Source organism: Micrococcus sp. 63XJN7_6_ISO-PGPR-S23-444, assembly GCF_058072765.1.
In genome coordinates, this window is sequence record NZ_CM176516.1 from 755,115 (window position 1) to 781,145 (window position 26,031).

Sequence of the window (26,031 nt, forward strand, 5' to 3'; positions counted from 1 at the left end):
CCTATCCGGCGTCTGTCGGCCGGGGTCGGCCTGTCTCGGGGGAATACCTGGAACGCTGCTGGCGCTCCACTTGGACGACCCCGTACCCGTGTCGGCGGACCGGTCCCGCTTGCCGAGGGCCGCAGCCGGAGAGGAGCCCCGCATGAGCGCCGCCCTGCTGACGCATGCCTCCCGGACCGTAGACTGGCCCGCGATGAGCACTGACAACAGCCGGCCGGAATTCGCCCGGCCCGAGGACGCCCCCGAGCACGACCGCGCCGACATCGACGTCGCCGCCGAGTCCGAACAGCAGCGCCGTGCCCGGTTCGAGCGCGACGCCCTCGAGTTCGTGGACCAGTTGTACTCCGCTGCGCTGCGTATGACGCGCAACCCGCAGGACGCCGAGGACCTGGTCCAGGAGGCGTACACGAAGGCCTACTCTTCGTTCCACCAGTACCGGCCCGGCACCAATCTCAAGGCCTGGCTTTACCGGATCCTCACGAACACGTACATCAACCTCTACCGCAAGCGGCAGCGCCAGCCCCTCGAGGCGGACAACCCTGAGGTGGAGGACTGGCAGATGGCCCGGGCCGCCGAGCACACCTCCGGTGGCCTGCGCTCAGCCGAGACGGAGGCCCTCGACCGGCTCCCCGACTCCCAGGTGAAGGACGCCCTGCAGGCGATCCCGGAGGAGTTCCGGCTCGCCGTGTACTTCGCGGACGTGGAGGGCTTCGCATACAAGGAGATCGCCGAGATCCTCGACGTGCCGATCGGCACCGTCATGTCGCGGCTGCACCGGGGCCGCAAGCAGCTGCGCGAGCGCCTCGCGGACTACGCGGCGGCGCGCGGCATCAAGGCCCAGCCGAAGAAGAAGACCGGGCGCGGCGGAACGAAGCAGACCGAGACGAGCACGAAGGAGGCCACGCGATGACTGTGGACCAGCACGGCCATGAGTGCCGCGACGCCCAGGACGCCTCCCTGGAGCGGCTGTACCAGTACCTGGACGGCGCCCTGACGCCCGAGGACATCGAGCAGGTGCGCGCCCACGTGGCGGACTGTCCGGACTGCCGACACCAGAAGGAGCTCGAGGAGCTCATCCGCTCGGCGGTGCGTCGGTGCTGCCAGGAGAAGGCGCCCGCGCAGCTGCGGGCCACCATCATGACCCGCATCACCCAGACCCCGATGACGACCGTCACCTGGGGCTGACACCGCGACATGCGGACCCGTGGGCACCCGATCGGGCGCCCCGACGATGACGAAGGGCCGTCCCCTGAGGGGACGGCCCTTCGTGGTCTGCGGTCGCCGGGTGGCACCCGGCCGGTCCGCGACGCCGATCAGCGGATCAGGCGTTGGGACGCTTGCCGTGGTTGGCGCCGTTCCTGCGGCGGTCGCGACGCTTGCGTGCACGCTTGCTCATGACGTCTCCCTTCAACGAGTCGGTCGGTGGTCCATTCTGTCACATCAGGCCGTGGGCTCGGGCAGACCGAGCCACTGGTACCAGCCCCGGTGCAGCACGAGCCACGCGATGAGCCCGTGGCCCGCCTGGCCCGGCCGGCCCTGGCCGGAGGCGAGGTCCGAGCGCCACTGCTCGTGGCTCACCAGCGGGGTGAACGTGTCCACGTACACGTGGTTGCGCCGATCGGCCACATCCAGGTAGGCCGCGTTGAGCTCAGCGAGCCGGGCGTTGCGCTGCTCGTCCAGGGTGGGCGTGGGGCCCACCACGAGCACCGGGATGTTCCGCTGCGAGGCGGTGTCCAGGACGTTGGCCAGGTTCAGCCGCGAACGGGCGGTGGAGGTGGCCTCCAGGTCCAGGTCCGCGTCGGACAGGGCCACGACGAGGCGGTTCTCCGTCTCCTCGGAGAAGCGCCGTGAGGCCTCGCCCCACCAGCGCTCGTTGAGGTCCTCGGTGGTCTCGTGCGGCACGGCCAGCACGTAGTTCTCCAGCTCCACGTCGGGGGCCTGGGTGCGGGCGAGCACGCGGCCCCACCAGCCGATGGCGCGGGCGTCGCCCGCACCGGCCAGCAGATGGTCGCCGACGGCGGCGATCCGGATCCGGCGGTTGTGCACAGTGTGTCCTTTCGTCGGCCGTTCCGGCGCCGCCGCCGCACCGGAGGGTGCGGCGGCGGCGCAGGGTCGGTCCGGGTCAGCGGCCGAAGGCGGCGTCCAGCAGCGTGCTGAGCTCCTGGTCGTGGCGGCCCTTGGTGCCCGCGGAGGTCGCGGCCGAGGCCGGGCGGGACACGAGGGTCACCGGGACGTCGAGCTGCGGCACGAGGTTCAGCGCCATGAACGGCCACGGGCCCTGGTTCGCGGGCTCGTCCTGGACCCACGCGACGTCGGCGTCCGGGTAGGCGCGGAGCGCCTTGCGGATCTCATCGAGCGGCAGCGGGTAGAGCTGCTCCACCCGCACGATCGCGGTGGAGGTGTCACCGGACTTCTGGCGGCGGGCGAGCAGGTCGTAGTACAGCCGGCCGGAGACCAGCAGCACGCGCGTGGCGTCCTTGGCGTCCACCCCGGCGTCCGGGATGACCGGCTGGAAGCGGCCCTCGGTGAAGTCCTCCACCGAGTTCGCGGCGGCCTTGAGGCGCAGCAGCTGCTTCGGGGTGAACACGATGAGGGGCCGGCGCGGGCGGGCGTAGGCATGCTCGCGCAGCAGGTGGAAGTGGTTGGCGCCCGTGGAGGGGTTGACCACGCGCATGTTGTCCTCGGCGCACATCTGCAGGAAGCGCTCGATGCGGGCGGAGGAGTGGTCCGGTCCCTGCCCCTCGTAGCCGTGGGGGAGGAGCAGGACCACGGACGAGGTCTGCGACCACTTCTGATCGGCCGAGGAGATGAACTCGTCGATGATCGTCTGCGCGCCGTTCACGAAGTCGCCGAACTGGGCCTCCCACAGCACGAGGGCGTCGGAGCGCTCCACGGAGTAGCCGTACTCGAAGCCGAGGGCGGCGTACTCGGACAGCAGCGAGTTGTAGACCCAGAACTTCGCCTGGTCCTCGGAGAGGTGCCTGAGCGGCGCCCACGTGTCGCCGGTGATCCGGTCATGGAACACCGAGTGGCGCTGCGTGAAGGTGCCGCGCTGGGAGTCCTGGCCCGCCAGGCGGACCGGCACGCCCTCCATGAGCAGCGAGCCGAAGGCCGCCAGTTCGGCGAAGCCCCAGTCGATGCCGCCGTCGACGGCCATCTTGGCGCGGCGCTCGAGCAGGGCCGCGAGCTTCGGGTGGACCGTGAAGCCCTCGGGCACGTCGAGGTGCGCCTGCCCGATGGCCCGCAGCATCTCGGCCGAGATGGCCGTGGATGCCGGCGCCTTCGGGACCGCGTCCCGGTCCTCGGCCGGGCGGATGCCCTCGTCGCCGGAGGTGGGCGCGTCTTCGTGGGTCTCCGCGAAGGCCCGCTCGAGCTGCTGCTGGTAGTCCTTCAGGGCGCTGTCCGCCTCCTCCTGCGTGATGTCGCCGCGGCCCACGAGGGACTCGACGTACAGCTTGCGGGTGGAGCGCTTCTGCTCGATGAGGTTGTACATGCGAGGCTGCGTCATCGACGGGTCGTCGCCCTCGTTGTGGCCGCGGCGACGGTAGCAGACGAGGTCGATGACGACGTCCTTGTTGAACCGCTGGCGGTACTCGAAGGCGAGCTGGGCCACGTGCACCACGGACTCCGGCTCGTCACCGTTGACGTGGAAGATCGGGGCCTGGATGGTCTTGGCCACGTCGGTGGAGTACACCGTGGAGCGCGCCTGGGTCGGCGGCGTGGTGAAGCCCACCTGGTTGTTCACGACCACGTGGATGGTGCCGCCGGTGCGGTAGCCGGGCAGCTGTGAGAGCTGCAGCACCTCGGCCACGACGCCCTGGCCGGCGAAGGCCGCGTCGCCGTGCACCAGGATCGGCAGCACGGAGAAGGAGTCCGGGCGCTGGCCGCCCAGATCGAGGCGGTCCTGCTTGGCACGCACGACGCCCTCGAGGACCGGGTCCACGGCCTCCAGGTGCGAGGGGTTGGCGGCGAGGTATACGCGGGTGCTGTTGCCGGCGTCGGACACGAAGGTGCCCTCGGTGCCCATGTGGTACTTCACGTCGCCCGAGCCCGAGGCACCGCCCGGGGTGGCCCCCTCGAACTCGCGGAAGACCTGGCTGTAGGTCTTGCCGGCGATGTTGGTCAGCACGTTCAGGCGACCGCGGTGCGCCATGCCGATGGCGACCTCGTCCAGCCCGGCGTCGGCGGCATCGCCGAGGATGCCGTCCAGCAGCGGGATGAGGGACTCGCCGCCCTCCAGGGAGAAGCGCTTCTGGCCGATGTACTTGGTCTGCAGGAACGTCTCGAACGCCTCCGCGGCGTTGAGGCGGCCCAGGATGCGCAGCTGCTCCTCGCGGGTGGGCTTCGCGTACGGCTGCTCGAGCTTCTCCTGGAACCAGGCGCGCTCGGACGGGTCCTGGATGTGCATGTACTCGACGCCGAGGGTGCGGCAGTACGCGTCACGCAGCACGCCGAGGATCTTGCGCAGCGTCAGGCTGCCCGCCCCGCCGAAGCCGCCGGTGGGCCACTCGCGGTCCAGGTCCCACAGGGTGAGCCCGTGCTCGCGGATGTCGAGGTCCGGGTGGTAGGCCATCGAGTACTCGAGGGGGTCCACGTTGGCCAGCAGGTGGCCGCGGTCCCGGTACGCGTGGATCAGCTGCTGGATGCGGGCGACCTTGCCGATCTGCTCCTCCGGGTTCACCTGCACGTCCTGGGCCCAGCGGACGGGCTCGTAGGGGATGCGCAGGGAGTGGAAGACCTCGTCGTAGAAGCCGTCCTCGCCCAGCAGGAGGCCGTGCACGATCTTCAGGAACTCGCCGGAGCTGGCGCCCTGGATCACGCGGTGGTCGTACGTGGAGGTGAGCGTGATCGTCTTGGAGATCGCCAGGTCGTGCAGCGTGGACTCGGCGGCGCCCTGGAAGGCGGCCGGATAGGTCAGCGCGCCGACGCCGATGATGGCGGCCTGGCCCTGGGACAGGCGGGGCACCGAGTGCACGGTGCCGATGCCGCCCGGGTTGGTCAGGGAGACCGTGGTGCCGGCGTAGTCGTCCATCGTCAGCTTGTTCTTGCGGGCGCGCTGGACGAGGTCGTCGTACGCCTTCCAGAAGCCGCGGAAGTCGAGGGTCTCGGCGGCCTTGACGTTGGGGACCACGAGCGCGCGGGTGCCGTCCGGGCGGGGCAGGTCGATGGCGAGGCCGAAGTTCACGTGGGCCGGCTCCACCATGGTGGGCTTGCCGTCGCGCTCCTCGTAGGTCACGTTCATCGAGGGCATGGCCGCGAGCGCGCGGACCACGGCGTAGCCGATGAGGTGGGTGAAGGAGACCTTGCCGCCGCGGGTGCGGGCCAGGTGGCTGTTGATGACCACGCGGTTGTCTATCAGGACCTTGGCCGGCAGGTCGCGCACGGTGGTGGCGGTCGGCACGGACAGCGAGGCGTCCATGTTCTTGGCGACGGCCTTGGCCATGCCCTTGAGGACGGTGGCCTTCTCCTGCTTCTCGTCCGCGGTGGTGGCGGTGGTGTCGGCGGGCTCGGAGGGCACGGCCTGGGCCGCCGGGGTCTTCTTGGGCTTGGGGCCGGTGCTGACCGAGGTCTCCTTGGGCTGCGCCCCCCGGGCCGGGGCGGCCGCCGCCTTCGGCTCGGTCACCTTGGCGGAGGCCTTCGGCTCGGTCTTGGTGGCGGCCTTCGGCTCGGTCTCGGCGGCGGGGGCGCTGGCCTCGAGACGGGCGAAGATCTGTGCCCACTGCCGGTCCACGGAACCGGAGTCCTCGCGGTACTTCCGGTAGATATCGGCCACGAGCCGTTCGTTCCCCGGGAACTCCTGTGCGAGCCGGTCCGACGTGAGTTCTGGCACTGTGTAACGCCTCTTCCTGAGCCTTGGGATGCGATGTGCTGCGCCGGGCCACCCGCGCGGCGCGCGTGGGGCCGGGAACGCCTCGGGACATCATAGTTCTTCGACGCCCCCGGTCGGAATGCCGCGACCTCGGCTCGACTCCGCTCCCGGCGGACGCGCGGGGGCCTCTCGGCGTCCGCCGCGTCTGGGAGACTGACGCCATGCGCTTCCTCACCGACCCGGCCGTCGACCTGACGTACAACGACGTCTTCCTCGTGCCCTCCCACTCGGACGTCGCCAGTCGCATGGACGTGGACATCGCCCCGGATGACGGCACGGGCGCCACCGTCCCCCTGGTCTCCGCCAACATGACCGCCGTCACCGGGCGCCGGATGGTCGAGACCATGGCCCGGCGCGGCGGTCTCGGGATCCTGCCGCAGGACATCCCGGCGGACGTGATCCGGGACGTCGTGCATCGGGTGAAGGCGGCCCACCCCGTGGCGGACACCGCCCTGACCGTCGGGCCGCAGGACACGGTGCTGGACCTGCTCCACCTCGTGGACCGCCGCAACCACGGGGCCGTCTGCGTGGTCGACGCGCACGGCGGGCTGCTCGGCGTGGTCAGCCCCCAGGACTGCGAGGGCGTGGACCGCTTCGCCTCGGCCGCCTCCGTCATGCACCCTCCGGCGGTGACCCTCACGCTCGCCGAGCTCGGCGGCACGGACGGGGCCCCGAGCAAGGACGCGCTGCGGGCGGCCTTCGAGCGCCTGCACGCCGCGCGCCAGGAGATGGCCCCCGTCGTGGACCCGGCAGTGGGCGCCGCCGCCCCCGTGCTGCGCGGGGTCGTCACCGCGGCGGGCCTGCTGCGCTCGTCCCTGTTCACGCCCGGTCTCGACGACGACGGACGGCTCCGCGTCGGCGCCGCCGTCGGCATCAACGGGGCGGTGGGGGAGAAGGCCGCCGCCCTGGTCGAGGCCGGTGTCGACGTGCTCGTCGTGGACACCGCGCACGGTCATCAGCGGACCATGCTGGACGCGCTCGCCACCGTGCGGGCCCTCGACCCCGACGTGCCCGTGGTGGCCGGCAACGTCGTCTCCGGCGACGGCGTCCGGGACCTGGTCGCGGCCGGCGCGGACATCGTCAAGGTGGGCGTGGGCCCGGGCGCGATGTGCACCACGCGCATGCAGACCGCGGTGGGCCGGCCCCAGTTCTCGGCGGTCCTGGAGTGCGCCGCCGCGGCCCGCGAGCTCGGGGCACGCGTGTGGGCGGACGGCGGGGTGAAGCACCCGCGGGACGTGGCGCTCGCGCTGGCCGCCGGAGCCAGCTCGGTGATGATCGGCTCGTGGTTCGCGGGGACGCTCGAGTCTCCGGGCGACCTCGTGCACGGTCCGGACGGTCGGCGGTACAAGGAGAGCTTCGGCATGGCCTCGGCCCGCGCGGTCCAGCACCGCACCCGCCACGAGGACGCCTTCACCAAGGCCCGCAAGGCGATGTTCGAGGAGGGCATCTCCTCCTCGCGCATGTACGTGGACCCGCGCCGCCCCTCGGTGGAGGACCTGCTGGACACCATCACGTCCGGTGTGCGCTCGTCGCTGACCTACGCCGGCGCCCACGACCTGGCGGAGTTCCGTGAGCGCGCCGTCGTCGGCCTGCAGTCCGCGGCGGGCTACGAGGAGGGCCGGCCGGTCGCCTCGTCGTGGTGAGGCGGCCGCATGCCCCTGCTCGTTCCGCCGGGGCCTGACGCCCCTATACTGGGCGGACTATGGATCACCCTGACACCTGTGTGCCAGACCGCTCGTCCGCCCACGCGGACGCGGCCGGATCGGAGCCTTCCAGTCCCGGTGCCCCGCACCGCCGCCCGGCCCGCCGTCGAGGGGGTGAGGTCGGGTGGAGTGGCTCCTGCTGATCCTCGGCCTGGCCCTGATCGTGGGCACCGGGTTCTTCGTGGCCGTCGAGTTCGCCATGATCGCGATCGACGTGCCCACCGTGCAGCGCATGGTGGACGCGGGTGACCGCGGCGCCGAGCCCCTGCTGCGCTGTCTCAAGTCACTCTCGACCCAGCTCTCCGCGTGCCAGCTGGGCATCACTCTGACCACACTGCTCACCGGCTACGTGATGGACCCGGCGATCAGCCGGCTCATCGACCCGCTGCTGCTCCAGGTGGGGCTGCCGGCCGGCGTGGTGGGCACCGTCTCGCTCGTCGTCGCGATGGTCGTGGCGACCCTGCTCTCGATGCTCCTCGGCGAGCTGATCCCCAAGAACATGTCCATCGCCGAGCCCATGGCGATCGGCCGCGCACTCGCCCGGCCCCAGCTCGTGTTCAGCACCGTGTTCAAGCCGGCGATCCTGGTCCTGAACGGGTTCTCCAACGGCGTGCTGGCCCGCGTGGGCATCGAGGCCAAGGAGGAGATCTCCGGCGCCCGCAGCCCCGAGGAGCTCTCCTCGCTGGTCCGCCGCTCGGCCCAGCTGGGCACGCTCGACGCGCAGACCGCCACGTTCCTGGACCGGACGCTGCGCTTCGCGGACCGCACCGCCGCGGACGTGATGACCCCGCGCATCCGCGTGGAGACGGTGAGGGAGGACCAGGCTCTGCCCGAGGTCCTGGACCTGGCCCGCAGCACCGGCTACTCGCGGTTCCCCGTGATCGGCGACTCCTCGGACGACATCCGCGGCGTGGTGCACGTGAAGAAGGTCGTGGCCGTGCCGCGGGAGCGCCGCGCCGACCTCGAGGCCGGTGCACTGATGACGGAGGTCATCCGCGTGCCGGAGACCGTGCACCTGGACCAGCTGCTGGCCGAGCTGCGCGACGCGAACCTGCAGATGGCCGTCGTCGTGGACGAGTACGGGGGCACCGCAGGGGTGGTCACGCTCGAGGACGTGGTGGAGGAGATCGTCGGCGAGGTCGCGGACGAGCACGACCGCGTCACCCCGGGGGTCCTGCAGACGGCCTCCGGCCGCTGGTACTTCCCGGCGGAGCTGCGGCCCGACGAGGTGCGGACCCAGATCCCGGCCCTCGTGGTGCCGGAGGACGGTGCCTACGAGACCGTCGGCGGGTACATCCTGGCCCGACTGGGGCGCCTGGCGGAGGTCGGGGACGTGGTGGACGTGGACGGCGGTGTCCTGACGGTCGAGCGGATGGACGGCCGCCGCATCGAGCGCGTGCGCTTCGACCCGGCCGCTGAGGACGAGGAGACGCGCGCATGAACGGGGACGTCGTCGGACTGCTGTGGCTGGTGGTCCTGTTGGCCGCCAACGCCTTCTTCGTGGCGGGCGAGTTCGCCGTCATGGGCGCCCGCCGGGCGCAGATCGAGCCGCGGGCCGAGGCCGGCTCCCGCCAGGCCCAGGTGGCGCTCTACGCGATGGAGCACGTCTCCCAGATGCTGGCCGTCTGCCAGCTCGGCATCACGGTGTGCTCCCTGCTCATCCTCAACGTGTCCGAGCCGGCGCTGCACCACCTGCTCGTCGTCCCGATGGCCGCCCTCGGGGTCCCGTCCGCGGCGGCGGACGTGACCGCCTTCGTGCTCGCGCTGCTGGTGGTCACCTTCCTGCACGTGACCCTGGGCGAGATGGTGCCCAAGAACGCCGCCGTCTCGTTCGCGGACCGCGCCGTGATGCTGCTGGCCCAGCCGCTCGTGTGGCTCTCGAAGCTGCTGCATCCGGTCGTGGCCGCGCTGAACTGGACGGCCAACCTCGTGCTGCACGCCCTGCGCATCGAGCCGAAGGACGAGGTGGCCTCCTCCTACACGCTCGAGGAGGTGCAGTCGATCGTGGCCGAGTCCACCCGCTCGGGCACCCTGGAGGACGAGTCCGGCGTGCTGCACTCGGCCCTCGAGTTCTCGGACCACCGGGCCGGGGACGTGATGGTGCCGCTCGAGCGGGTCGTCACCGTCCCCGAGGGGATCACGCCGCACGACTTCGAGTGGACCGTGGGCCGCGTGGGCTTCTCCCGGTTCGTGGTCGAGGACCCCGACGGCGGCTACACCGGCTACCTGCACCTGAAGGACGTCCTCACCGTGGGCCCGTCGGGACACGACGAGCCGATCCCGCTCACGCGCGTGCGCTCGCTGGCCAACGTGCGGCTCGAGGACGAGGTCGAGGACGCACTCGCGCTCATGCAGCGCACGGGCTCCCACCTCGCCCGGGTCATCACGCCCGAGGGCGAGACCGCGGGCATCCTCTTCCTCGAGGACGTGCTCGAGGAGCTCGTCGGGGAGATCAACGACGTGACGCAGTCGCCACGTCGGTTCCGGCCCGCGTGAGCGTCGCGCGGGCGGCGCGGTGCTACTGTTGAGAACCGATTTCACACATCCTCCCGACACGAACGAGGTCGCCCCATGCTCCGCCGCCGTCGTCTGCCCGCCCTGACCGGGGCCCTCACCGCGCTCACCCTGAGCCTCGCCGCGTGCGGCGGGACCAGCGGCGACTCCGCGGGCGAGCAGGCCGCGGGCGCCTCTGCTGCCGCCGGGTCCGGCTCGGCCGCGGGCGCGCCCGTGGCCGTCGCCACGACGACGCAGCTCGGCTCCGTGCTCGACCGCGTGGTCGCGTGCGCCGACGCCCGCAGCGTCACGGTGATGGGCCCGGGGGATGATCCGCACGACTTCTCCGCCTCGTCCGCGCAGGTGAAGGACATGGTCTCCTCCGGCCTCGTGTTCTCCAACGGCCTCGGCCTCGAGGGCGGCATGGAGTCCGCCCTCGCCAACGCCGAGGCGGACGGCGCGACCGTCGTCGAGGTGGCGCCCCAGCTGGATCCGCTGCCCTTCGGCGGCCATGACCACGCCGAGGAGGGGGCGGGCCACGAGGGCCATGACCACGGGTCCGAGGACCCGCACGTCTGGATGGACGTCGCCCGCATGGCGAGGGCCGCCGAGCTGATGGGCGACACGCTCGCCCAGGAGCGGGGTGACGAGAGGTTCGCCGAGTGCGGCGCGACCGTGCGCGGGGAGCTCGAGCAGACGGACACGCAGGTCCGGGAGATCCTCGCCGGGGTCCCGGAGGACCGCCGCACGCTGGTCACGGACCACGACGCCTACGGCTACTTCAGCGAGGCCTACGACTTCACCGTGTCCGGCGTCGTCGTCCCGGGCGGCTCCACCGACGGCGAGCCCTCCTCCCAGGAGATCGCCGAGCTCGCCCGGTCCATCCGCGACGGCGGCGCAGACGCCGTGATCACGTCCGTGGGCGCGCGCAACAGCCTCGTGGACACCGTGGCCGAGGAGGCCGGCGACCTGCCGGTCATCGAGGTCTACGAGGGCGGCGTCGGCCCGAAGGACACCCCGGAGGCGGACTACGCCGAGGCCATGCTCCTCAACGCCCGCACCCTCGCCGACGCGCTGGAGGGCTGAGGATGGACTGGCTGCTCGAACCCTTCCAGATGGGCTTCCAGCAGCGTGCCCTCGTCGGCGGACTCATCGCGGTGGTGATGTGCTCGGTCGTGGGCACGTGGCTGGTGCTGCGCGGGATGAGCTTCTTCGGGGACGCGTTCGTGCACGGTGTCCTGCCGGGCATCGCCCTGGCGGTCGTCACCGGCGGCAGCCCCCACCTCGGTGCCGCGGTGGCCGCCGTCGTCATGATGGCGGGCATCTCGCTGGTGCACCGGGCCACCACCCTCAAGGAGGACACCGCCATCGGCCTGCTCTTCGTGGGGATGATGGCCCTGGGCGTGGTGATCATCTCCAAGTCGGACTCCTACACGGGTTCGCTCACGTCGATCCTGTTCGGCGATGTGCTGGGGGTCAGCGTGGACGGCATCGTGACCCAGGCGGTCATCGCCGTCGTGGTGATCGCCCTGGCCCTGCTGCTCTACCGGCCCCTGTTGGCGCTGAGCTTCTCCGAGGTCAAGGCGCGCTCGCTGGGCATGCGACCGGGGCTGACGCACACGTTGCTGCTGGTGATGATCGGCGCGGCCGTGATCGGTTCGTTCCAGGCGGTGGGCACCGTGCTCGTGTTCGGCCTCCTCGTGGGACCGCCCGCGACGGCGGCGCTGCTGACGCGCAGCGTCCCCCAGATGATGCTCGTCTCCGTCGGTATCGGCGCGGCGTGCGTCGTCACCGGGCTCACCCTCAGCTACCGGCTGGGCACGGCGGGTTCGGCCACCATGGCGCTCATGCCGATCCTGCTGTTCTTCGTCGTGCTCGCCGTCCGCGCCGCCGTGCTGGCGCTCCTGGGCCGGCACGTGCGCTCGCGCGCGCAGCGTGAGCAGGAGGTGCCGGTCGTGGCCCTGCCCGGAGCGGAGGCCGCCCGATGAGCGCGTCCTTCCCCGCGGACTCCGCGGCGGCCCCGCCTCCCCTCGCGGTCGCCCGGGCGCTCGAACTGCGCCATGGCGCGCACGTGGCCGTCAGACCCTCCGACTTCACCCTGCCGGCCCGGCGGCTGATCGCGGTGATCGGGCCCAACGGCTCCGGCAAGTCCACGCTGCTGACCGCCCTGGCGGGCCTGAGCGACCCGGCCTCCGGTGCGCTGGAGGTGCTCGGTGAGGACCCGCGGCGGCGCTCGCAGCGCACCTCCTTCGTGATGCAGTCCATCGGCGTGCCCCAGGGCGTGCCGGTGACGGTGCGCGACGTCGTCGGGATGGGCCGATACCCCACGCTCGGATGGTTCCGTCGGTTCCGGAGGGAGGACCGGGACATCGTGGGGGCCGCCATGGAGCGCATGCAGGTCGCGGACCTGGCGCGGCGGCACCTCGACCAGCTCTCCGGAGGCCAGCGCCAGCGCGCCTACGTGGCCCAGGGCCTCGCCCAGGACCACGACGTGCTGCTGCTCGACGAGCCGATGACGGGCCTCGACATCGTCTCCGCCCGCACGATCGACGACCTCCTCCACGAGGAGCCGACGCGCGGGGTGTCCGTGGTCTACACGACCCACGATCTCGACGAGGCCGCGGAGGCGGACCACGTGGTCCTGATGAGCGGGCGCGTCGTGGCCTCCGGCCCGCCGCGGGACGTGCTCACGGTCGAGAACCTGGACATCGCGTACGGCCGGGGCGCCCTGCACGGGCCCTCCACGGCGGTCGAGGACGCGGCGGAGTTCCTGGACGACCCCGCGGGCGGCATCCGCCACTGACCGGGGCCCGGCCCGGGGTCAGGCCGCGCGGGTGCGCCCCTCGGCCCGGCAGCGGGCACACACACCGGTGATCTCCACCGTGTGGTCCGCGTCCGTGAAGCCGTGCTCCGCGGCGACGGCGGTGGCCCATGCCTCGACGTGGGGGGCGGTGACCTCGACGGTGGTCCAGCAGATCCGGCACACCAGGTGGTGATGGTGGCCCTCGTCCTCGCACCGGCGGTACACGGACTCGCCGTCGTCGCGGCGGAGCATGTCCACGAGCCCGTCGTCGAGCTGCTGCTGCAGGGTCCGGTACACGGTGGCCAGCGAGACGCGTTCGCCCTGGTCCTGGAGGCGGGCATGGAGCTCCTGCGCGCTCACGAAGTCCGGGATGCGGTCCAGGGCTCGGTCGACGGCGGCCTTCTGCCGGGTCGCCCGGGGACGGGCGGCACGGGGGCCGGGCTCGGGGGCGCTCACGGTGCTCACGACTCCTTCTGCGGCGGCTGCCGCCTCCTCCGCGCGGTCCGGAACAGGTCCGCGCGGGCCATCCTCCAGGTTATCAGCGGCGCCGAATGGGGCGTGGAGTAGGGTGTCCGGGTGCACAGCGAGAGCCCGGACCCATCCCCTGTCCCGGACCGCGACGGCGCCGCCCCCGATCGACCCGACCCGCTGATCGTCGTCGACGAGGGGCAGGGCCGCGTGGTCCCGGCGCCCACGGCGGCCCCGTCCTCGTCCCATGACGCCGGCGGCGACCCGGACGCGGACATCGACGGCGTCGACCCTGAGGCCGCCGAGCCGCCCACCCTGGTGACGGTGGACGTGCTGGCCGGCTGGCTCGGCCTGGCCCCCGTCGAGGACCTGCCGCCGGTGCCCGGGGGCCCGGCCTACGCCCAGCCGGGCCGATGCCGCCCGAACCGGGTGATCCTGCTCGACGTCCGGTTCCGGGCCACGGGGGGCGGGCCGGACCACGCCGCCTATCTCCAGGGCCATCTGCCCGGCGCCGTCTACGTCTCCCTGCCCAGCCAGCTCGCCGGCCACGCCGGTCCGGCGGCGGGGCGCCACCCCCTGCCGGACGCGCGCCAGTTCGCGGAGACCGTGCGGATGTGGGGGATCGACGAGGGGGACACCATCGTGGTCTACGACGACGACCACGGCCTGTCCGCCGCGCGCGCCTGGTGGCTGCTGCGCCACGCGGGGCTGCGGGACTCCGTGCTCCTGGACGGCGGCCTCGAGGCGTGGCGCGCCGCGGGCCTGCCCCTGCAGCCCGGTGAGGTCATCCCGGTGCCCGGCACCGCCCGGCCGTCGTGGGGCCGCATGCCCGTCGTGGACACGGCCGGCGCCGAGGCGATGGCCTCCGGCGGTCTGCTCCTCGACGCGCGGGCGGCCGAACGCTACCGCGGGGAGGTCGAGCCCTTCGACCCCGTGGCCGGGCACATCCCCGGGGCGCGGAACGTGCCCACGGCGGAGAGCATCGCCGAGGACGGCCGCCTGCGGCCCGCCGCAGAGCTGGCGGAGCGGTTCGACGCCGTCGGCGTGGACGACGCCACTCCCGTGGCCGTGTACTGCGGCTCGGGCATCACCGCGGCGCACGCCGTGCTCACCCTGGCCGTCGCGGGGCGACCCGGAGTGGCGCTCTACCCGGGTTCGTGGTCAGCATGGGTCCAGGACCCGTCCAACGCCGTCGCGGTCGGCCCCGAGCCCTACGGCGCGTCCGGCCGGGACTGACGAGCCCCGGGGCCCCGCCCCGCCGACCCCCAGGAGGACCCCCCATGGCCACCGTCTTCAGCAGGATCATCGCCGGCGAGCTGCCCGCCCGCTTCGTGTGGCAGGACCCGACGTGCGTCGCGTTCCTGTCCGCCGCGCCGCTCCAGCCGGGGCACACGCTCGTGGTGCCCCGTGAGGAGGTGGACGAATGGGTGGAGGTCGACCCGGCGCTGGTCACGCACCTGACGACGGTCGCCCAGCAGATCGGCAAGGCGCAGGTGGCGGCGTTCTCCGCCCGCCGGGCCGGGCTCATGATCGCCGGCTATGAGATCCCGCACCTGCACGTGCATGTGTGGCCCTCCACCTCGCTCGCCGACTTCGACCTGGCTCGCGTGGACAACGCCCCCGATCCGGCGGACCTGGACGACGCCGCCGCCCGCCTCCGCGCGGCCCTGCGGGACCTGGGCCACGGCGAGGTCGTCCCGCAGGACTGACGGCCCGCGCCGCCCGGGCCCGACTCAGGCGCGCGTGGCCCGGGCGAGCGCCTGACGCACCCGCTTCTCGGAGACCGAGACCGCCGTGCCCAGCTCCTGGGCGAAGAACGAGACGCGCAGCTCCTCGATGAGCCAGCGCACCCGCTCCAGCTCCGCGGGCACGGGCGTGCCCGCGAACCGGGCGCGGTGGGCCGCGACGGCGGCGTCGAACTCGTCCTCGAGCCCCTGCACCACCGCCATGTGCTGCCCGTCGCGCTGCAGGTGGCCGCCGGCGTCCAACCGGTCCAGGCGCGTCAGCATGCCCTGCAGGTAGCGCGGCAGGTGCTGCAGCCGCTCCCAGCCCGTGGTGGCCACGAAGCCGGGGAACACGAGCTGCTCGAGGTGTGCCTTCACGTCCGACAGCGCCGGCGCGAGGGCGAGCGAGACCGAGCCCTTGAGCCGGCGTCGCACCTGCGCGGCCCGGGAGAGCACCTGCTCCACCAGGGACGTGACGGCGAAGACCGTGTCGATCAGGTCGGCCCGCACCCGGTCGAACAGGGCGCGGAACGCGGCCTCGTCGAACGGCAGCTCGTCCCCGACGAGACGGTCCACGGCGGCCTGGGTGCAGTCCGCGACGAGGGAGTCCACCGAGCCGTGCGGGTTCTGGGTGAAGGTGAGCTTCTCCCTGTTGTCCAGGTGGTCCAGCACGTAGCGCTGTGGGCTGGGCAGGGTGGCCAGCAGCAGCCGGATCACCCCGGCCCGGTGCCAGGCCGCCTGGTCCTCCGCGGACCGGGCCACGGTCAGGCCGGCCGCGGGGCCGCCGTCGGGCGTGGTCTCGGGCACCAGGCTCGGGTAGCCCGTGATGGCGGGGCCGCGCGCCCCGGCCGCGGTGGAGACGGTCTTCGGCACCGTGCCGATGCTCCACGAGGTCAGCCCGTGCCGCTCCTCGAAGGCCGGCGTCGCGCCGGACCGCCCGGGGCCCTCCGGGCGACGGCGTCCCTCGGCCCCGGCCCGCGCGTCGGCCTGGGCACGGCCGCCGCGGCCCTTGCCGCGCGGCCCCGGCCGGGCCGAGGCGGGGTCGTCGGTGCCGGCGAGCCGGGCGGCGATCGCGGAGCGGTTGGCCTGCGCGAGCCGGGCCTGCAGCGCGGGCAGGTCCTGGCCGGCGCCCATCACGGCGCCGCGGGCGTCCACGACGCGGTAGTCCATCCGCAGGTGCAGGGGCACCGCGTCCGGGGCCCACAGTCCGGGCTCCACCACCACGCCGCGCACCCGGCGCACGGCCGCGGACAGCGCGTCCGGCAGCTCGTCCCGCAGCGGGTCGGCGTGGGCCTCGAGGTCCGCGACGAGCTGCTGGGCCACGTCCGGGGCGGGCACGAGGTTCTTGCGCACGGCCTTGGGCAACGCCTTGATGAGGGCGGTGACGAGCTCGACCCGCAGGCCGGGGACCAGCCACGCGAAGGGGCCGGGCGAGACCTGGTTGAGCAGCAGGATCGGCACGGCCACGGTCACGCCGTCGGTGCCGGCCGCGCCGGTCGGGTCGTACGTGTACTCGAGGTCGAGCTCCACGTCGCCGCCGGGCATCGGATACGTGAACGTGGTGGGGAACGCGTCGGTGTCCAGGTCCTCGGCGTCGGCGGTGAGCAGGGCGGCGACGTCGAGGTCCAGCAGGTCCGGCTGATCCTGGCGCGCCTTCTTCCACCACGCGTCGAAGTGCCGCTCGGAGACGACGTTTCCCGGGATCCGCGCGTCGTAGAAGGCGAACAGGTCCTCGTCCCCGATCCGCAGGTCGCGGCGGCGCAGGCGCGTCTCGAGGGCGTCGACCTCCTCGAGCGCAGCCCGGTTGCGGGCGAAGAACCGGTGACGCGTGCGCCAGTCGCCCTCCACGAGGGCGTGCCGGATGAACAGCTCGCGGGAGAGCTCCGGGTCGATCCGGCCGTACCGGACCGAGCGGTCCGGGATCAGAGTGACGCCGAACAGCGTCACCTTCTCGCGCGCGACGACGGAACCCGCCCGCCGCGACCAGTGCGGCTCGTTGTAGGTCCGCTTGACGAGGTGGCCGGCGACCTCCTCGGCCCACTCCGGCTCGATCCGGGCCACCGTGCGCGCCCACAGCCGGGAGGTCTCCACGAGCTCGGCGGCCATGACGAACGGGTGGCGCTTCTTGAACAGGGCGGAGCCGGGGAACACGGCGAAGCGGGTGCCGCGGGCGCCCACGTACTCGCGACGGCGCTCGTCGTAGGCGCCGATCTGCGAGAGCAGGCCGGTGAGCAGGGACTTGTGCACGGCCTCGTGCCGGCCGACCGGGTCCACGGGTCCGGCCTCGACGGTGAGGCCCACGTCCTTGGCGAGCTGGCGCAGCTGGCGCACCAGGTCCTGCCACTCCTGCACGCGCAGCCAGTTGATGTGCTCACGGCGGCACAGCTTGCGGAACTGGGAGCCGGAGAGCTCCTTCTGCCGCTCGTGCAGGTAGGCCCAGAGGTTCAGGATCGCGGAGAAGTCCGAGTTCTCGTCCGCGAACCGGCGGTGCAGCTCGTCCGCGGCCTCGCGCTGCTCCGTGGGGCGCTCGCGGGGGTCCTGGATGGTCAGGGCCGCGGCGATCACCATGACCTCCCGGACGCAGCCGCGTTCACCGGCCTCGAGGATCATGCGGCCCAGCCGCGGGTCAACGGGCAGACGGGCCAGGCGGCGTCCGACCCGGGTGATGGTGCCGGCGCGGGCGCCGCCGGCCTCGAGCGCGCCGAGCTCGGTGAGCGTGGTGGCGCCGTCGGTGACCTGTCGGCCGTCCGGGGGCTGGACGAAGGGGAACTCCTTGACGTCGCCCGGGGTGCGGGCCACACCGAGGGACAGCATCTGCAGGATCACCGAGGCCAGGGAGGTGCGCAGGATCTCCGGGTCCGTGAACTCGGGGCGGGAGAGGTAGTCCTCCTCCGAGTACAGGCGGATCGCGATGCCGTCCGAGGTGCGGCCGGACCGGCCCGCGCGCTGGTTCGCGCTGGCCTGGGAGACACGCTCGATCGGCAGGCGCTGCACCTTGGTGCGGTGCGAGTACCGCGAGATGCGCGCGGTGCCCGTGTCGATCACGTACTTGATGCCCGGCACGGTCAGGGAGGTCTCGGCGACGTTCGTGGCCAGCACGATCCGCCGGCGCACCCCGGCCCCGGCGCGGCCGAACACGCGGTGCTGCTCCGCCATGGACAGGCGGCCGAACAGCGGCAGGATCTCCGTGCCGGCCAGGCGCGTGGTGCCGGCGACGACGCCGGTCAGGTGGTCCGCGGCCTCGCGGATCTCCCGCTCGCCCGGCAGGAACACGAGGATGTCACCCGGCGGCTCGGCGGCCAGCTCGAGGACGGCGTCGCCGATCGCGTCGAGGGGGTCGCGGGTCTCGGCGGCGTCGTCCGCATCGTCCTCGGGGTCGTCGGGGGAGGGCTCGTCGGTCAGCGGCCGGTAGCGGATCTCGACGGGGTAGGTGCGCCCCGAGACCTCGATGATCGGCGCCGGGACCACGCGGCCGCCGTCGTCGGCCTCCACCGCGTCCGCATGGTCCTCGCCCTCGGCCAGCGGCCGGCCGAAGTGCCGGGCGAAGCGCTCCGGGTCGATGGTGGCCGAGGTGATGATCACCTTCAGGTCCGGGCGCTGGGGCAGCAGGTTGCGCAGGTAGCCCAGGAGGAAGTCGATGTTGAGGCTGCGCTCGTGGGCCTCGTCCACGATGATCACGGAGTAGCGGCGCAGCTGCGGATCGTGGGGGATCTCGGCCAGCAGGATGCCGTCCGTCATGACCTTGACCCGGGTGGCCTTCGAGGTCTGCGCCGTGAAGCGGACCTGGTAACCGACCGTCTGCCCGATCTCCTCGCCCAGCTCCTGCGCGATGCGCTCGGCCACCGAGCGGGCGGCGATGCGCCGGGGCTGGGTGTGGCCGATCGAGCCGGCCTCCCCGAGCCCGAGGGCCAGGCACATCTTCGGCAGCTGCGTGGTCTTGCCCGAACCGGTCTCACCCGCGACGATCACCACCTGGTGGTCGCGGATCGCGGCCATGATCTCCTCACGGCGCTCCGCCACCGGCAGGTGTTCGGGGAACGTGATCGCGACGGCGTCGTGGGGCGTCGCCGACGGCTGCGCGGCGGGCGTGGAGGGCGGGGGAGTCTGCGTCATGACGGCCTCCATCCTAGGCGCGCGGGGGCCCGGGCCGACCCGGACGGGGCGAATCTGGGACGGATCTGGGACTGGGGCTGTGAGTCCGGATGTGATTCTCTGGAGCCCATGGACACGAACACCGTCTTCCTGTTAGCGGCGATCGGCCTCTACTTCCTCGCGATGATCGCGATCGGCCTGTACGCCTCCCGCAAGAACACCGACCTCGACGACTACATGCTCGCCGGACGCGACATGAAGCCGTCCGTCGCGGCGCTCTCCGCGGGTGCGTCCGACATGTCCGGCTGGCTCCTGATGGGCCTGCCCGGCGCGATCTACGCCGCGGGCCTGGTCGAGGGCTGGATGGCGGTCGGCCTGACCGTGGGCGCGTGGGTGAACTGGCGCGTGGTCGCCCCCCGCCTGCGCTCCTATACCGAGGTGGCCGGGAACTCGATCACGATCCCATCCTTCCTCGAGAACCGGTTCAAGGACCGCACGCACATCCTGCGGATCGTGGCCGGCCTGATCATCCTCGTGTTCTTCACCTTCTACGTCTCCTCGGGCATGGTGGCCGGCGGCAAGTTCGTCGAGTCGACCTTCGGCCCCGACTCCTTCTACGCCCAGGGCATCAGCATCAACTACCTCACCGGCATGCTCGTGGTCGCGGGCATCACGGTGCTCTACACCCTGTTCGGCGGCTTCCTCGGCGCCTCGCTGACGGATGTGGCCCAGGGCGTCCTCATGTTCCTCTCGCTGCTGGCCGTGCCCATCGTCGTGATCCTGACCATGGGCGGCTGGGACGCCGTCGTCGAGGGCATCCGCGCCGCCGACGCCGCCGGCGGCGGGGTGAACCACTTCTCGATGTTCGAGAACGCGACGCTGATCGGCGTCCTGTCCTCCCTCGCCTGGGGCCTGGGCTACTTCGGCCAGCCGCACATCATCGTCCGCTTCATGGCCCTGCGCACCCCGCACGACGCGGCCGTCGCCCGGCGCGTCGGCATCGGCTGGATGGCGCTGTCCGTGTTCGGCGCCGTGATGGTCGCCCTCGTCGGCATCGCCTACTTCCAGGCCAACCCCGGCACCACGCTCGAGGACCCGGAGACCGTGTTCCTGGTGCTGGCCTCGATCATGTTCCACCCGTTCGTGGCCGGCCTGGTGCTGGCCGCCGTCCTCGCCGCGATCATGTCCACGCTCTCCTCGCAGCTGATCGTGTGCTCCTCCGCCCTGGTGGAGGACCTCTACATGCTGCGCGGGCGCACCGGTTCCCCGACGTTCACCCTGTGGCTCGGCCGCATCGGCGTGCTGGTGGTGGCGCTCGTGGCGGGGCTGCTCGCCCTCAACCCGGACTCCTCCGTGCTCGAGCTCGTCTCCTTCGCGTGGGCCGGCTTCGGCGCCGCCTTCGGCCCTGTGATCCTGCTCGCCCTGTACTGGCCGCGGTTCACCTCGTGGGGGGCGATGGCCGCCATGGTCACCGGCGCCGCCGTCGCCTGGGTGTGGTCCGAGGCCAGTGCCGAGACGTGGGAGTGGTTCGGCCTGTACGAGCTGCTGCCGGGCTTCGTCGCCGCCTTCGTGGTGGGTGTGGTGGTGTCCCTCGTGACCCAGCGCTCGCGCCGGGTGCAGCGGCGGATCGACGCCGAGTTCACCGGCGCGATCGACATCGTGGCCGGCCGCGAGCCGGACCCGGACGTGGCCCCGGCCGCCATGACGCGCGACGCCGCCGGGGGCTCGACCGCAGCCGCCGCGGATCCGCGCGCGCAGGCGTGAGGCTCTTCCTCGCGATCCGTCCGCCGAGGGCCGCGCTCGACCACCTCGAGCCGGCCCTCGACGGCGTCCGGGACCGGGCCGGACGCGCGCTGTGCTGGACCGAGCCGGAGCAGCGGCACCTGACGCTGGCGTTCCACCCGGAGGTGCCCGCCGGCGCCGTGGACGACGTCGTCGCCGTCGCCGGCCGCATCGCGGCGGGACATGGCCCGCTGGACCTGCACCTGGCCGGAGCGGGGGAGTTCTCGCACCGCACGCTCTGGGTGGGGGTGGGTGGGCAGGTCCGGGAGCTCGGCGCGCTCCTGGCGGAGCCCTGGCTCGCCGACGACGACGGCCGGGACCGCCGGCGCGCCCACCTCACCGTGGCGCCGGTCTCGGGGGCCGCGCTCCGACCTCGGGGTCGGAGGCGGGGCGAGCCCCGTCCGCCGGCGCCGGCCACCGTCCTGCTGGCCGAGGCCGTGCGCGCGCTCGCCGTGTACCGCGGGCCGGAGTGGACCGCCGACGAGGTCGAGGTCGTGGCGTCCCGGCTCGGCGAGGGCCGGTCCGGCGGGCCGCTGCACGAGGTGCTGGCGACCGTCCCGCTGCGCGGCTGAGGGGCCGACGGGCCGGCCGGAGCGGGAGACCCGCCGGGCCGACCCGGCCCCGGGTCAGCCCTCCAGCGGGCCCTGCACCGCGTACAGGCGCTTGTTGGCGAACTCGTCCACGGCCATGGGGCCGAGCTCGCGGCCGAAGCCCGAGCGCTTCACGCCGCCGAAGGGCAGGTTCGCGCCGGCGGCGGAGGCGAGGTTCACGTTCGCCATGCCCACCTCGAGCTGGTCGGCCACGCGCTTGGCCTCGTCCAGGTCCGTGGAGAAGACGGCGCCGCCGAGACCGTACTGGGAGTCGTTGGCCAGGGCCACGGCCTCCTCGGCCGAGGACACCTTGTACACCACGGCGGCCATGCCGAACAGCTCCTGCGTGTAGGCGGGGTTCTCCTGGTCCACGTCCGTGATCACGGCCGGGGAGACGTAGAAGCCCTCGCCCTCGGGGCCGGAGACGCGCTCGCCGCCCACGTGGACGGTGGCGCCGGCCTCCTTGGCCGCGGCGATCTGCTCGGCGAGCCCGTCGGCCGCGGACTCGGAGGACAGCGGGCCGTAGACGTCGGCGTCACGCGAGGTCGGGTCACCGGGCTTCATCGCCGAGGAGCGCTGGACCAGCTCGTCCACGAAGTCGTCGTAGAGGTCCTCCATGACGATCATGCGCTTGTTCGAGTTGCAGGCCTGGCCCCAGTTGCCCATCCGGGTGGCCAGTGCGTCGCGGGCGGCGGCGCGGGCGTCCGGCGCGGAGAGCACGATGTACGGATCGGAGCCGCCGAGCTCGAGGACGACCTTCTTGAGGTGCCGGCCGGCCTGCTCGGCGACGGCGGCGCCGGCCCGCTCCGAACCGGTGAGGGACACGCCCTGCACGCGCGGATCGGCGATGATCGTGGAGATCTGGTCGTGGGTGGCGAACACGTTCTGGTACACGCCCTCCGGCAGTCCGGCCTCGGTGAAGAGCTCTTCCAGCAGCTGCGCCACCTGGGGGTTGATCTCGGCGTGCTTGAGCAGGATGGTGTTGCCGAGCATGAGGTTCGGCGCCACGAAACGGGCCACCTGGTACACCGGGAAGTTCCACGGCATGATCCCCAGCAGCGGGCCGATCGGCAGCCGCTGGACGAACGCCTCCTGCCCGGAGAACTGCTTGATCGGCTGGTCCGCGAGCAGCTCCTCGGCCTCGTCCGCGTAGTACCCGAAGATCTGGGCGCTGTAGCGCACCTCGCCGACCGCCGCGCCGAGGGACTTGCCCATCTCCGTGGTGATCACCGCGGCAATGTCCTTGGACCGCTCGGCCAGCAGCTCGGAGATCCGCTTCACGACGGCGGCGCGCTCGGCCACCGACTTCCGGGACCACTGCTCGTAGGCGGCCTGCGAGGCGTCGAGGGCGTCGGCGATCTGCTGATCCGTGGCGTTGTCGAAGGACTTCAGCAGCTCCCCGGTGGCCGGGTTGATTGTGCGGTAGCCCTGAGAGGCGGAGGTGGTGGTCATCAGTCGTCACCCTTTCGTGTGGACGTCCTGCGTTGAGTTCCCCATCCTGCCGGAGGCCCCCGCTCACTCCCAGATCCCGGACGCCCCTCTTCGCCACGAGCCGAGAAGGTGGGTGTCCACGATCCCGGCGGCCTCCAGCAGGGCGAAGCAAGTGGTCGGCCCCACGAATCGGCAGCCATGCGCCTTCAGCGCCCTCGCGAGCGCGCGCGACTCGTCCGAGGTCGAGGGGACCTGCGCCACCGTCTCCGGCCGTGGGGTCGCGGCAGGCTGGTGAGCCCAGACCAGCCCCGGCAGGCCGGTGGCGGGACGGTCGCCGTCGCCGTGCCAGGCGGGGCCCGCGCCGGGGGAGCCCGGGTGCAGCGGGGCGAACCGCTCGCCGCGCATCCCGACGACGGCTTGTGCGTTCGCGACCGCGGCCTCGATCTTGCGCCGGTTCCGGATGATGCCGGGGTCCGCCAGCAGTGCCTCGACCTCCGCGTCCCCGAACGCCGCGACGGCGTCCGGGTCGAAGCCCGCGAACACCTCCCGGAACCGCGGCCGCTTGGCCAGGACGGTCCGCCAGCTCAGGCCCGACTGGAACGCCTCGAGCACGAGGCGCTCGAACAGGCCCCGCTCGTCCGTGACGGGCAGGCCCCACTCCGTGTCGTAGTACTCCCGCAGCAGCGGATCCCGTGCCGCCCACGGCGGGCGGGCCCGCCCGTCCTCACCCACGACGACGCCACTCGGCGGCGCCTGTCGCCCGTCGGCCGGTGGATCCTCGGCGAGGGTGGAGACGGGGGCGGGGAGGCCGTCGTCGGCGTGGTGCGCGCTCATGCACCCGAGCCTAAGAGCGGCCCCGGACATCCGGAGCCGGAACGCGACGCCCGGGGACGCAACGCCGTCTGCGGACACCTGTGCAGGAGGCGCGGCCGGACCTCGTCACTCGAGCCGCCCGGCCCGCAGCGGCACGTGCGGCGAGGGGGGGAGATGCTGGGGGCGACCGCGGTCGGGGCCACGCCAGCCGGGAGCGCGCCCAGGGCAGGCCGACCGGCGAGGGCAGGCTCGCGCCGCGCGCGGGGGAGGTGCTCAAGGCCGGCACCCTGGCCCCCGCGCCGCGGCACGGGCCGCTCAGTCCCTCGCGAGCACCGCGTCCCCCTCGGGCCGGCGCAGACTCGGCTCGGGCAGGTACACGGACCCGCCGGCGGCCCGGAACTCCGCGGACTTGGCGGCCATGCCGGCCTCGGCGATCCGCGCCTGCTCGGACGCGCCGCCGAATTCGCTGCGGATGTCCTGGCTGATGCGCATGGAGCAGAACTTCGGCCCGCACATCGAGCAGAAGTGGGCGGTCTTGGCGGGCTCGGCCGGCAGCGTCTCGTCGTGGTACTCCTCGGCGAGCTGCGGGTCCAGGCCGAGGCCGAACTGGTCGCGCCAGCGGAACTCGAAGCGCGCCTTGGACAGGGCGTCGTCGCGGTCGCGGGCGCCGGGGTGGCCCTTGGCGACGTCGGCGGCGTGCGCGGCGATCTTGTAGGTGATCACACCCGTCTTCACGTCGTCCCGGTTCGGCAGGCCCAGGTGCTCCTTGGGCGTGACGTAGCAGAGCATCGCGGTGCCGTAGCGGGCGATCTCGGTGGCGCCGATGGCCGAGGTGATGTGGTCGTACGCCGGGGCGATGTCCGTGACGAGGGGGCCGAGCGTGTAGAACGGGGCGCCCTTGCACAGCTCCTGCTGGCGCTCCACGTTCTCCCGCACCAGGTGCAACGGGATATGGCCGGGGCCCTCCACCATGACCTGGACGTCGTACGCCCACGCCCGCTCCGTCAGCTCGGCCAGCGTGTCGAGCTCGGCGAACTGGGCGGCGTCGTTGGCGTCGGCCACGGAGCCCGGCCGCAGGCCGTCGCCCAGGGAGAACGCGACGTCGTAGCGCGCGAAGATCTCGCAGAGCTCGTCGTAGTTCTCGTAGAGGAAGTTCTCCTTGTGGTGGCCCAGGCACCAGCCGGCCATGATCGAGCCGCCGCGGGAGACGATGCCGGTCACGCGGTCCGCGGACAGCGGCACGTGGCGCAGCAGCACGCCGGCGTGCACGGTCATGTAGTCCACGCCCTGCTCGCACTGCTCGATCACGGTGTCGCGGAAGATCTCCCAGGTCAGGGCCTGGTGGTCGCCGCCGACCTTCTCGAGGGCCTGGTAGATCGGCACGGTGCCGATCGGCACGGGGGAGTTGCGCAGGATCCACTCGCGGGTGGTGTGGATGTCGTCGCCCGTGGACAGGTCCATCACGGTGTCCGCGCCCCAGCGGGTGGCCCACTGCAGCTTCGAGACCTCCTCGGCGATCGACGACGTCACCGCCGAGTTGCCGATGTTCGCGTTGACCTTCACGGCGAACGCCTTGCCGATGATCATCGGCTCCGACTCGGGGTGGTTCACGTTCGCCGGGATGATGGCGCGGCCGGCCGCGACCTCGGAGCGCACCAGCTCCACGTCCACGCCCTCGCGCAGGGCGACGTAGCGCATCTCCGGGGTGATCTCGCCGCGCCGGGCGTAGTGCATCTGGGTGACGCGCGCGCCCTCCTTGGCGCGCAGCGGGGCGCGGCGCTCGCCGGCCCACTCCTGCGAGGCGGCGCCGCGGCGCACGGCCGAGCGGCCGTCGTCGAGCAGGTCGCGCTCGCGGCCCTCGTACTCCTCGACGTCGCCGCGGGCGCGGATCCACTCGGCGCGCTGGGCGGGCAGGCCGCGCTCGGGCACGGAGCCCGGGCCCATGGTGCGGTAGACGGTCAGGGGCGCGTTGGGCGTGCCGTCGGGGGAGTCGTCCTGGTGGACCTCGGTGACGGGCACGCGGATGCCGTGCTCGGCATCCTCGAGCCAGCCCAGACGGTGCGTGGGGTAGTTCTCCTCGGCGACGACCTCGGCCGTCGACTCGGCTGCGGGCAGGGGGGTGTGCTCGGAAACGGACATGGCCGCGGCTCCTTCTTCCTTCGCCGGAATGACCCGGACAGGTTCAGACGGTCTCCGGGCGGCGTCAGCCCGGTCTCAGCCCCGTGCCGTGGGGCTCCCGTGGGATGCGAGCGACCCTAGCACG

Annotated in this window: 20 protein-coding genes; 12 read left to right on the top strand and 8 right to left on the bottom strand. The window is 72.8% G+C overall.

Features of this window, described 5'->3' with window-relative positions; all coding sequences use genetic code 11:
• Positions 1–193: 193 nt before the first annotated feature.
• Entirely contained in the window at positions 194–910 is a 717-nt protein-coding gene (locus tag AC3RJ9_RS03500; RefSeq protein ID WP_036314006.1) for a sigma-70 family RNA polymerase sigma factor, read from the top strand.
• A complete protein-coding gene (rsrA, locus tag AC3RJ9_RS03505; protein ID WP_036313960.1) occupies positions 907–1,185 on the top strand; it encodes a mycothiol system anti-sigma-R factor in 279 nt (92 codons plus the stop codon). Before AC3RJ9_RS03500 ends, rsrA begins: the two co-directional genes overlap by 4 nt.
• A gap of 136 nt (positions 1,186–1,321) precedes the next feature.
• Here rsrA and AC3RJ9_RS03510 read toward each other — a convergent pair whose 3' ends face one another.
• The 3 genes from AC3RJ9_RS03510 to AC3RJ9_RS03520 all read right to left on the bottom strand — a co-directional run bounded on the left by AC3RJ9_RS03510 (position 1,322) and on the right by AC3RJ9_RS03520 (position 5,830).
• A complete protein-coding gene (locus AC3RJ9_RS03510) occupies positions 1,322–1,396 on the bottom strand; it encodes a 50S ribosomal protein bL37 (protein ID WP_095346645.1) in 75 nt (24 codons plus the stop codon).
• A 44-nt stretch (positions 1,397–1,440) separates the two neighbouring features.
• Positions 1,441–2,046, bottom strand: a complete 606-nt coding sequence (locus AC3RJ9_RS03515; RefSeq protein ID WP_036337755.1) for a GDSL-type esterase/lipase family protein — start codon at positions 2,044–2,046, stop codon at positions 1,441–1,443.
• A 76-nt stretch (positions 2,047–2,122) separates the two neighbouring features.
• Positions 2,123–5,830 carry a multifunctional oxoglutarate decarboxylase/oxoglutarate dehydrogenase thiamine pyrophosphate-binding subunit/dihydrolipoyllysine-residue succinyltransferase subunit gene (locus AC3RJ9_RS03520; protein ID WP_158184559.1) on the bottom strand — a complete coding sequence of 1,236 codons (3,708 nt, stop codon included), beginning with the start codon at positions 5,828–5,830 and terminating at the stop codon, positions 2,123–2,125.
• Between the two features lie 200 nt (positions 5,831–6,030).
• Here AC3RJ9_RS03520 and guaB1 point away from each other — a divergent pair, with 200 nt between their 5' ends.
• The 6 genes from guaB1 (at position 6,031) to AC3RJ9_RS03550 (ending at position 12,868) form a co-directional block, all read left to right on the top strand.
• Positions 6,031–7,512: a GMP reductase gene (guaB1, locus tag AC3RJ9_RS03525; RefSeq protein ID WP_206495751.1), complete on the top strand. Its 1,482-nt coding sequence runs from the start codon at positions 6,031–6,033 to the stop codon at positions 7,510–7,512.
• A gap of 184 nt (positions 7,513–7,696) precedes the next feature.
• Positions 7,697–9,013, top strand: coding sequence for a hemolysin family protein (locus AC3RJ9_RS03530; RefSeq protein ID WP_060974335.1), 1,317 nt, complete (start codon positions 7,697–7,699; stop codon positions 9,011–9,013).
• Positions 9,010–10,068: a hemolysin family protein gene (locus AC3RJ9_RS03535; protein ID WP_041104317.1), complete on the top strand. Its 1,059-nt coding sequence runs from the start codon at positions 9,010–9,012 to the stop codon at positions 10,066–10,068. Before AC3RJ9_RS03530 ends, AC3RJ9_RS03535 begins: the two co-directional genes overlap by 4 nt.
• 75 nt (positions 10,069–10,143) lie before the next feature.
• Positions 10,144–11,151 carry a metal ABC transporter substrate-binding protein gene (locus AC3RJ9_RS03540; RefSeq protein ID WP_041104319.1) on the top strand — a complete coding sequence of 336 codons (1,008 nt, stop codon included), beginning with the start codon at positions 10,144–10,146 and terminating at the stop codon, positions 11,149–11,151.
• 2 nt (positions 11,152–11,153) lie between these two features.
• Entirely contained in the window at positions 11,154–12,053 is a 900-nt protein-coding gene (locus AC3RJ9_RS03545) for a metal ABC transporter permease (protein ID WP_036313946.1), read from the top strand.
• A complete protein-coding gene (locus tag AC3RJ9_RS03550) occupies positions 12,050–12,868 on the top strand; it encodes a metal ABC transporter ATP-binding protein (RefSeq protein WP_060974337.1) in 819 nt (272 codons plus the stop codon). The genes AC3RJ9_RS03545 and AC3RJ9_RS03550 overlap by 4 nt, the downstream gene beginning before the upstream one ends.
• Positions 12,869–12,886: 18 nt before the next feature.
• On the opposite strand, the gene AC3RJ9_RS03555 is transcribed toward AC3RJ9_RS03550, so the two are convergent.
• Positions 12,887–13,333 (bottom strand): Fur family transcriptional regulator, encoded by a 447-nt coding sequence (locus AC3RJ9_RS03555; RefSeq protein WP_060974338.1) that lies wholly within the window; start codon positions 13,331–13,333, stop codon positions 12,887–12,889.
• 111 nt (positions 13,334–13,444) lie between these two features.
• Between AC3RJ9_RS03555 and AC3RJ9_RS03560 the strand changes: the two genes are divergently transcribed.
• A complete protein-coding gene (locus AC3RJ9_RS03560) occupies positions 13,445–14,572 on the top strand; it encodes a sulfurtransferase (protein WP_044659227.1) in 1,128 nt (375 codons plus the stop codon).
• A 44-nt stretch (positions 14,573–14,616) separates the two neighbouring features.
• On the top strand, positions 14,617–15,045 hold the full coding sequence (locus tag AC3RJ9_RS03565; RefSeq protein WP_044659226.1) for an HIT family protein: 429 nt from the start codon (positions 14,617–14,619) through the stop codon (positions 15,043–15,045).
• A gap of 24 nt (positions 15,046–15,069) precedes the next feature.
• Here the strand turns inward: AC3RJ9_RS03565 and hrpA are convergent, their stop codons facing one another.
• Positions 15,070–19,173, bottom strand: coding sequence for an ATP-dependent RNA helicase HrpA (hrpA, locus tag AC3RJ9_RS03570; protein WP_206495752.1), 4,104 nt, complete (start codon positions 19,171–19,173; stop codon positions 15,070–15,072).
• A 108-nt stretch (positions 19,174–19,281) separates the two neighbouring features.
• On the opposite strand from hrpA, the gene putP reads away from it, so the two are divergent.
• Together putP and AC3RJ9_RS03580 are read left to right on the top strand one after the other, a co-directional pair.
• Entirely contained in the window at positions 19,282–20,916 is a 1,635-nt protein-coding gene (putP, locus tag AC3RJ9_RS03575) for a sodium/proline symporter PutP (RefSeq protein WP_063190324.1), read from the top strand.
• Positions 20,913–21,506: a 2'-5' RNA ligase family protein gene (locus AC3RJ9_RS03580; protein ID WP_049147185.1), complete on the top strand. Its 594-nt coding sequence runs from the start codon at positions 20,913–20,915 to the stop codon at positions 21,504–21,506. Before putP ends, AC3RJ9_RS03580 begins: the two co-directional genes overlap by 4 nt.
• Positions 21,507–21,560: 54 nt before the next feature.
• On the opposite strand, the gene AC3RJ9_RS03585 is transcribed toward AC3RJ9_RS03580, so the two are convergent.
• From AC3RJ9_RS03585 to thiC, 3 genes are all read right to left on the bottom strand, one after another.
• The gene (locus AC3RJ9_RS03585) at positions 21,561–22,976 is read right to left on the bottom strand and encodes an NAD-dependent succinate-semialdehyde dehydrogenase (protein WP_063190325.1); all 1,416 of its coding nucleotides are present in this window, start codon (positions 22,974–22,976) and stop codon (positions 21,561–21,563) included.
• Positions 22,977–23,039: 63 nt separating this feature from the next.
• Complete coding sequence (locus AC3RJ9_RS03590) at positions 23,040–23,789, bottom strand: DNA-3-methyladenine glycosylase I (protein ID WP_063190326.1); 750 nt, start codon at positions 23,787–23,789, stop codon at positions 23,040–23,042.
• Positions 23,790–24,083: 294 nt separating this feature from the next.
• The gene (gene thiC, locus AC3RJ9_RS03595; RefSeq protein ID WP_063190327.1) at positions 24,084–25,907 is read right to left on the bottom strand and encodes a phosphomethylpyrimidine synthase ThiC; all 1,824 of its coding nucleotides are present in this window, start codon (positions 25,905–25,907) and stop codon (positions 24,084–24,086) included.
• Between the last annotated feature and the right edge of the window lie 124 nt (positions 25,908–26,031).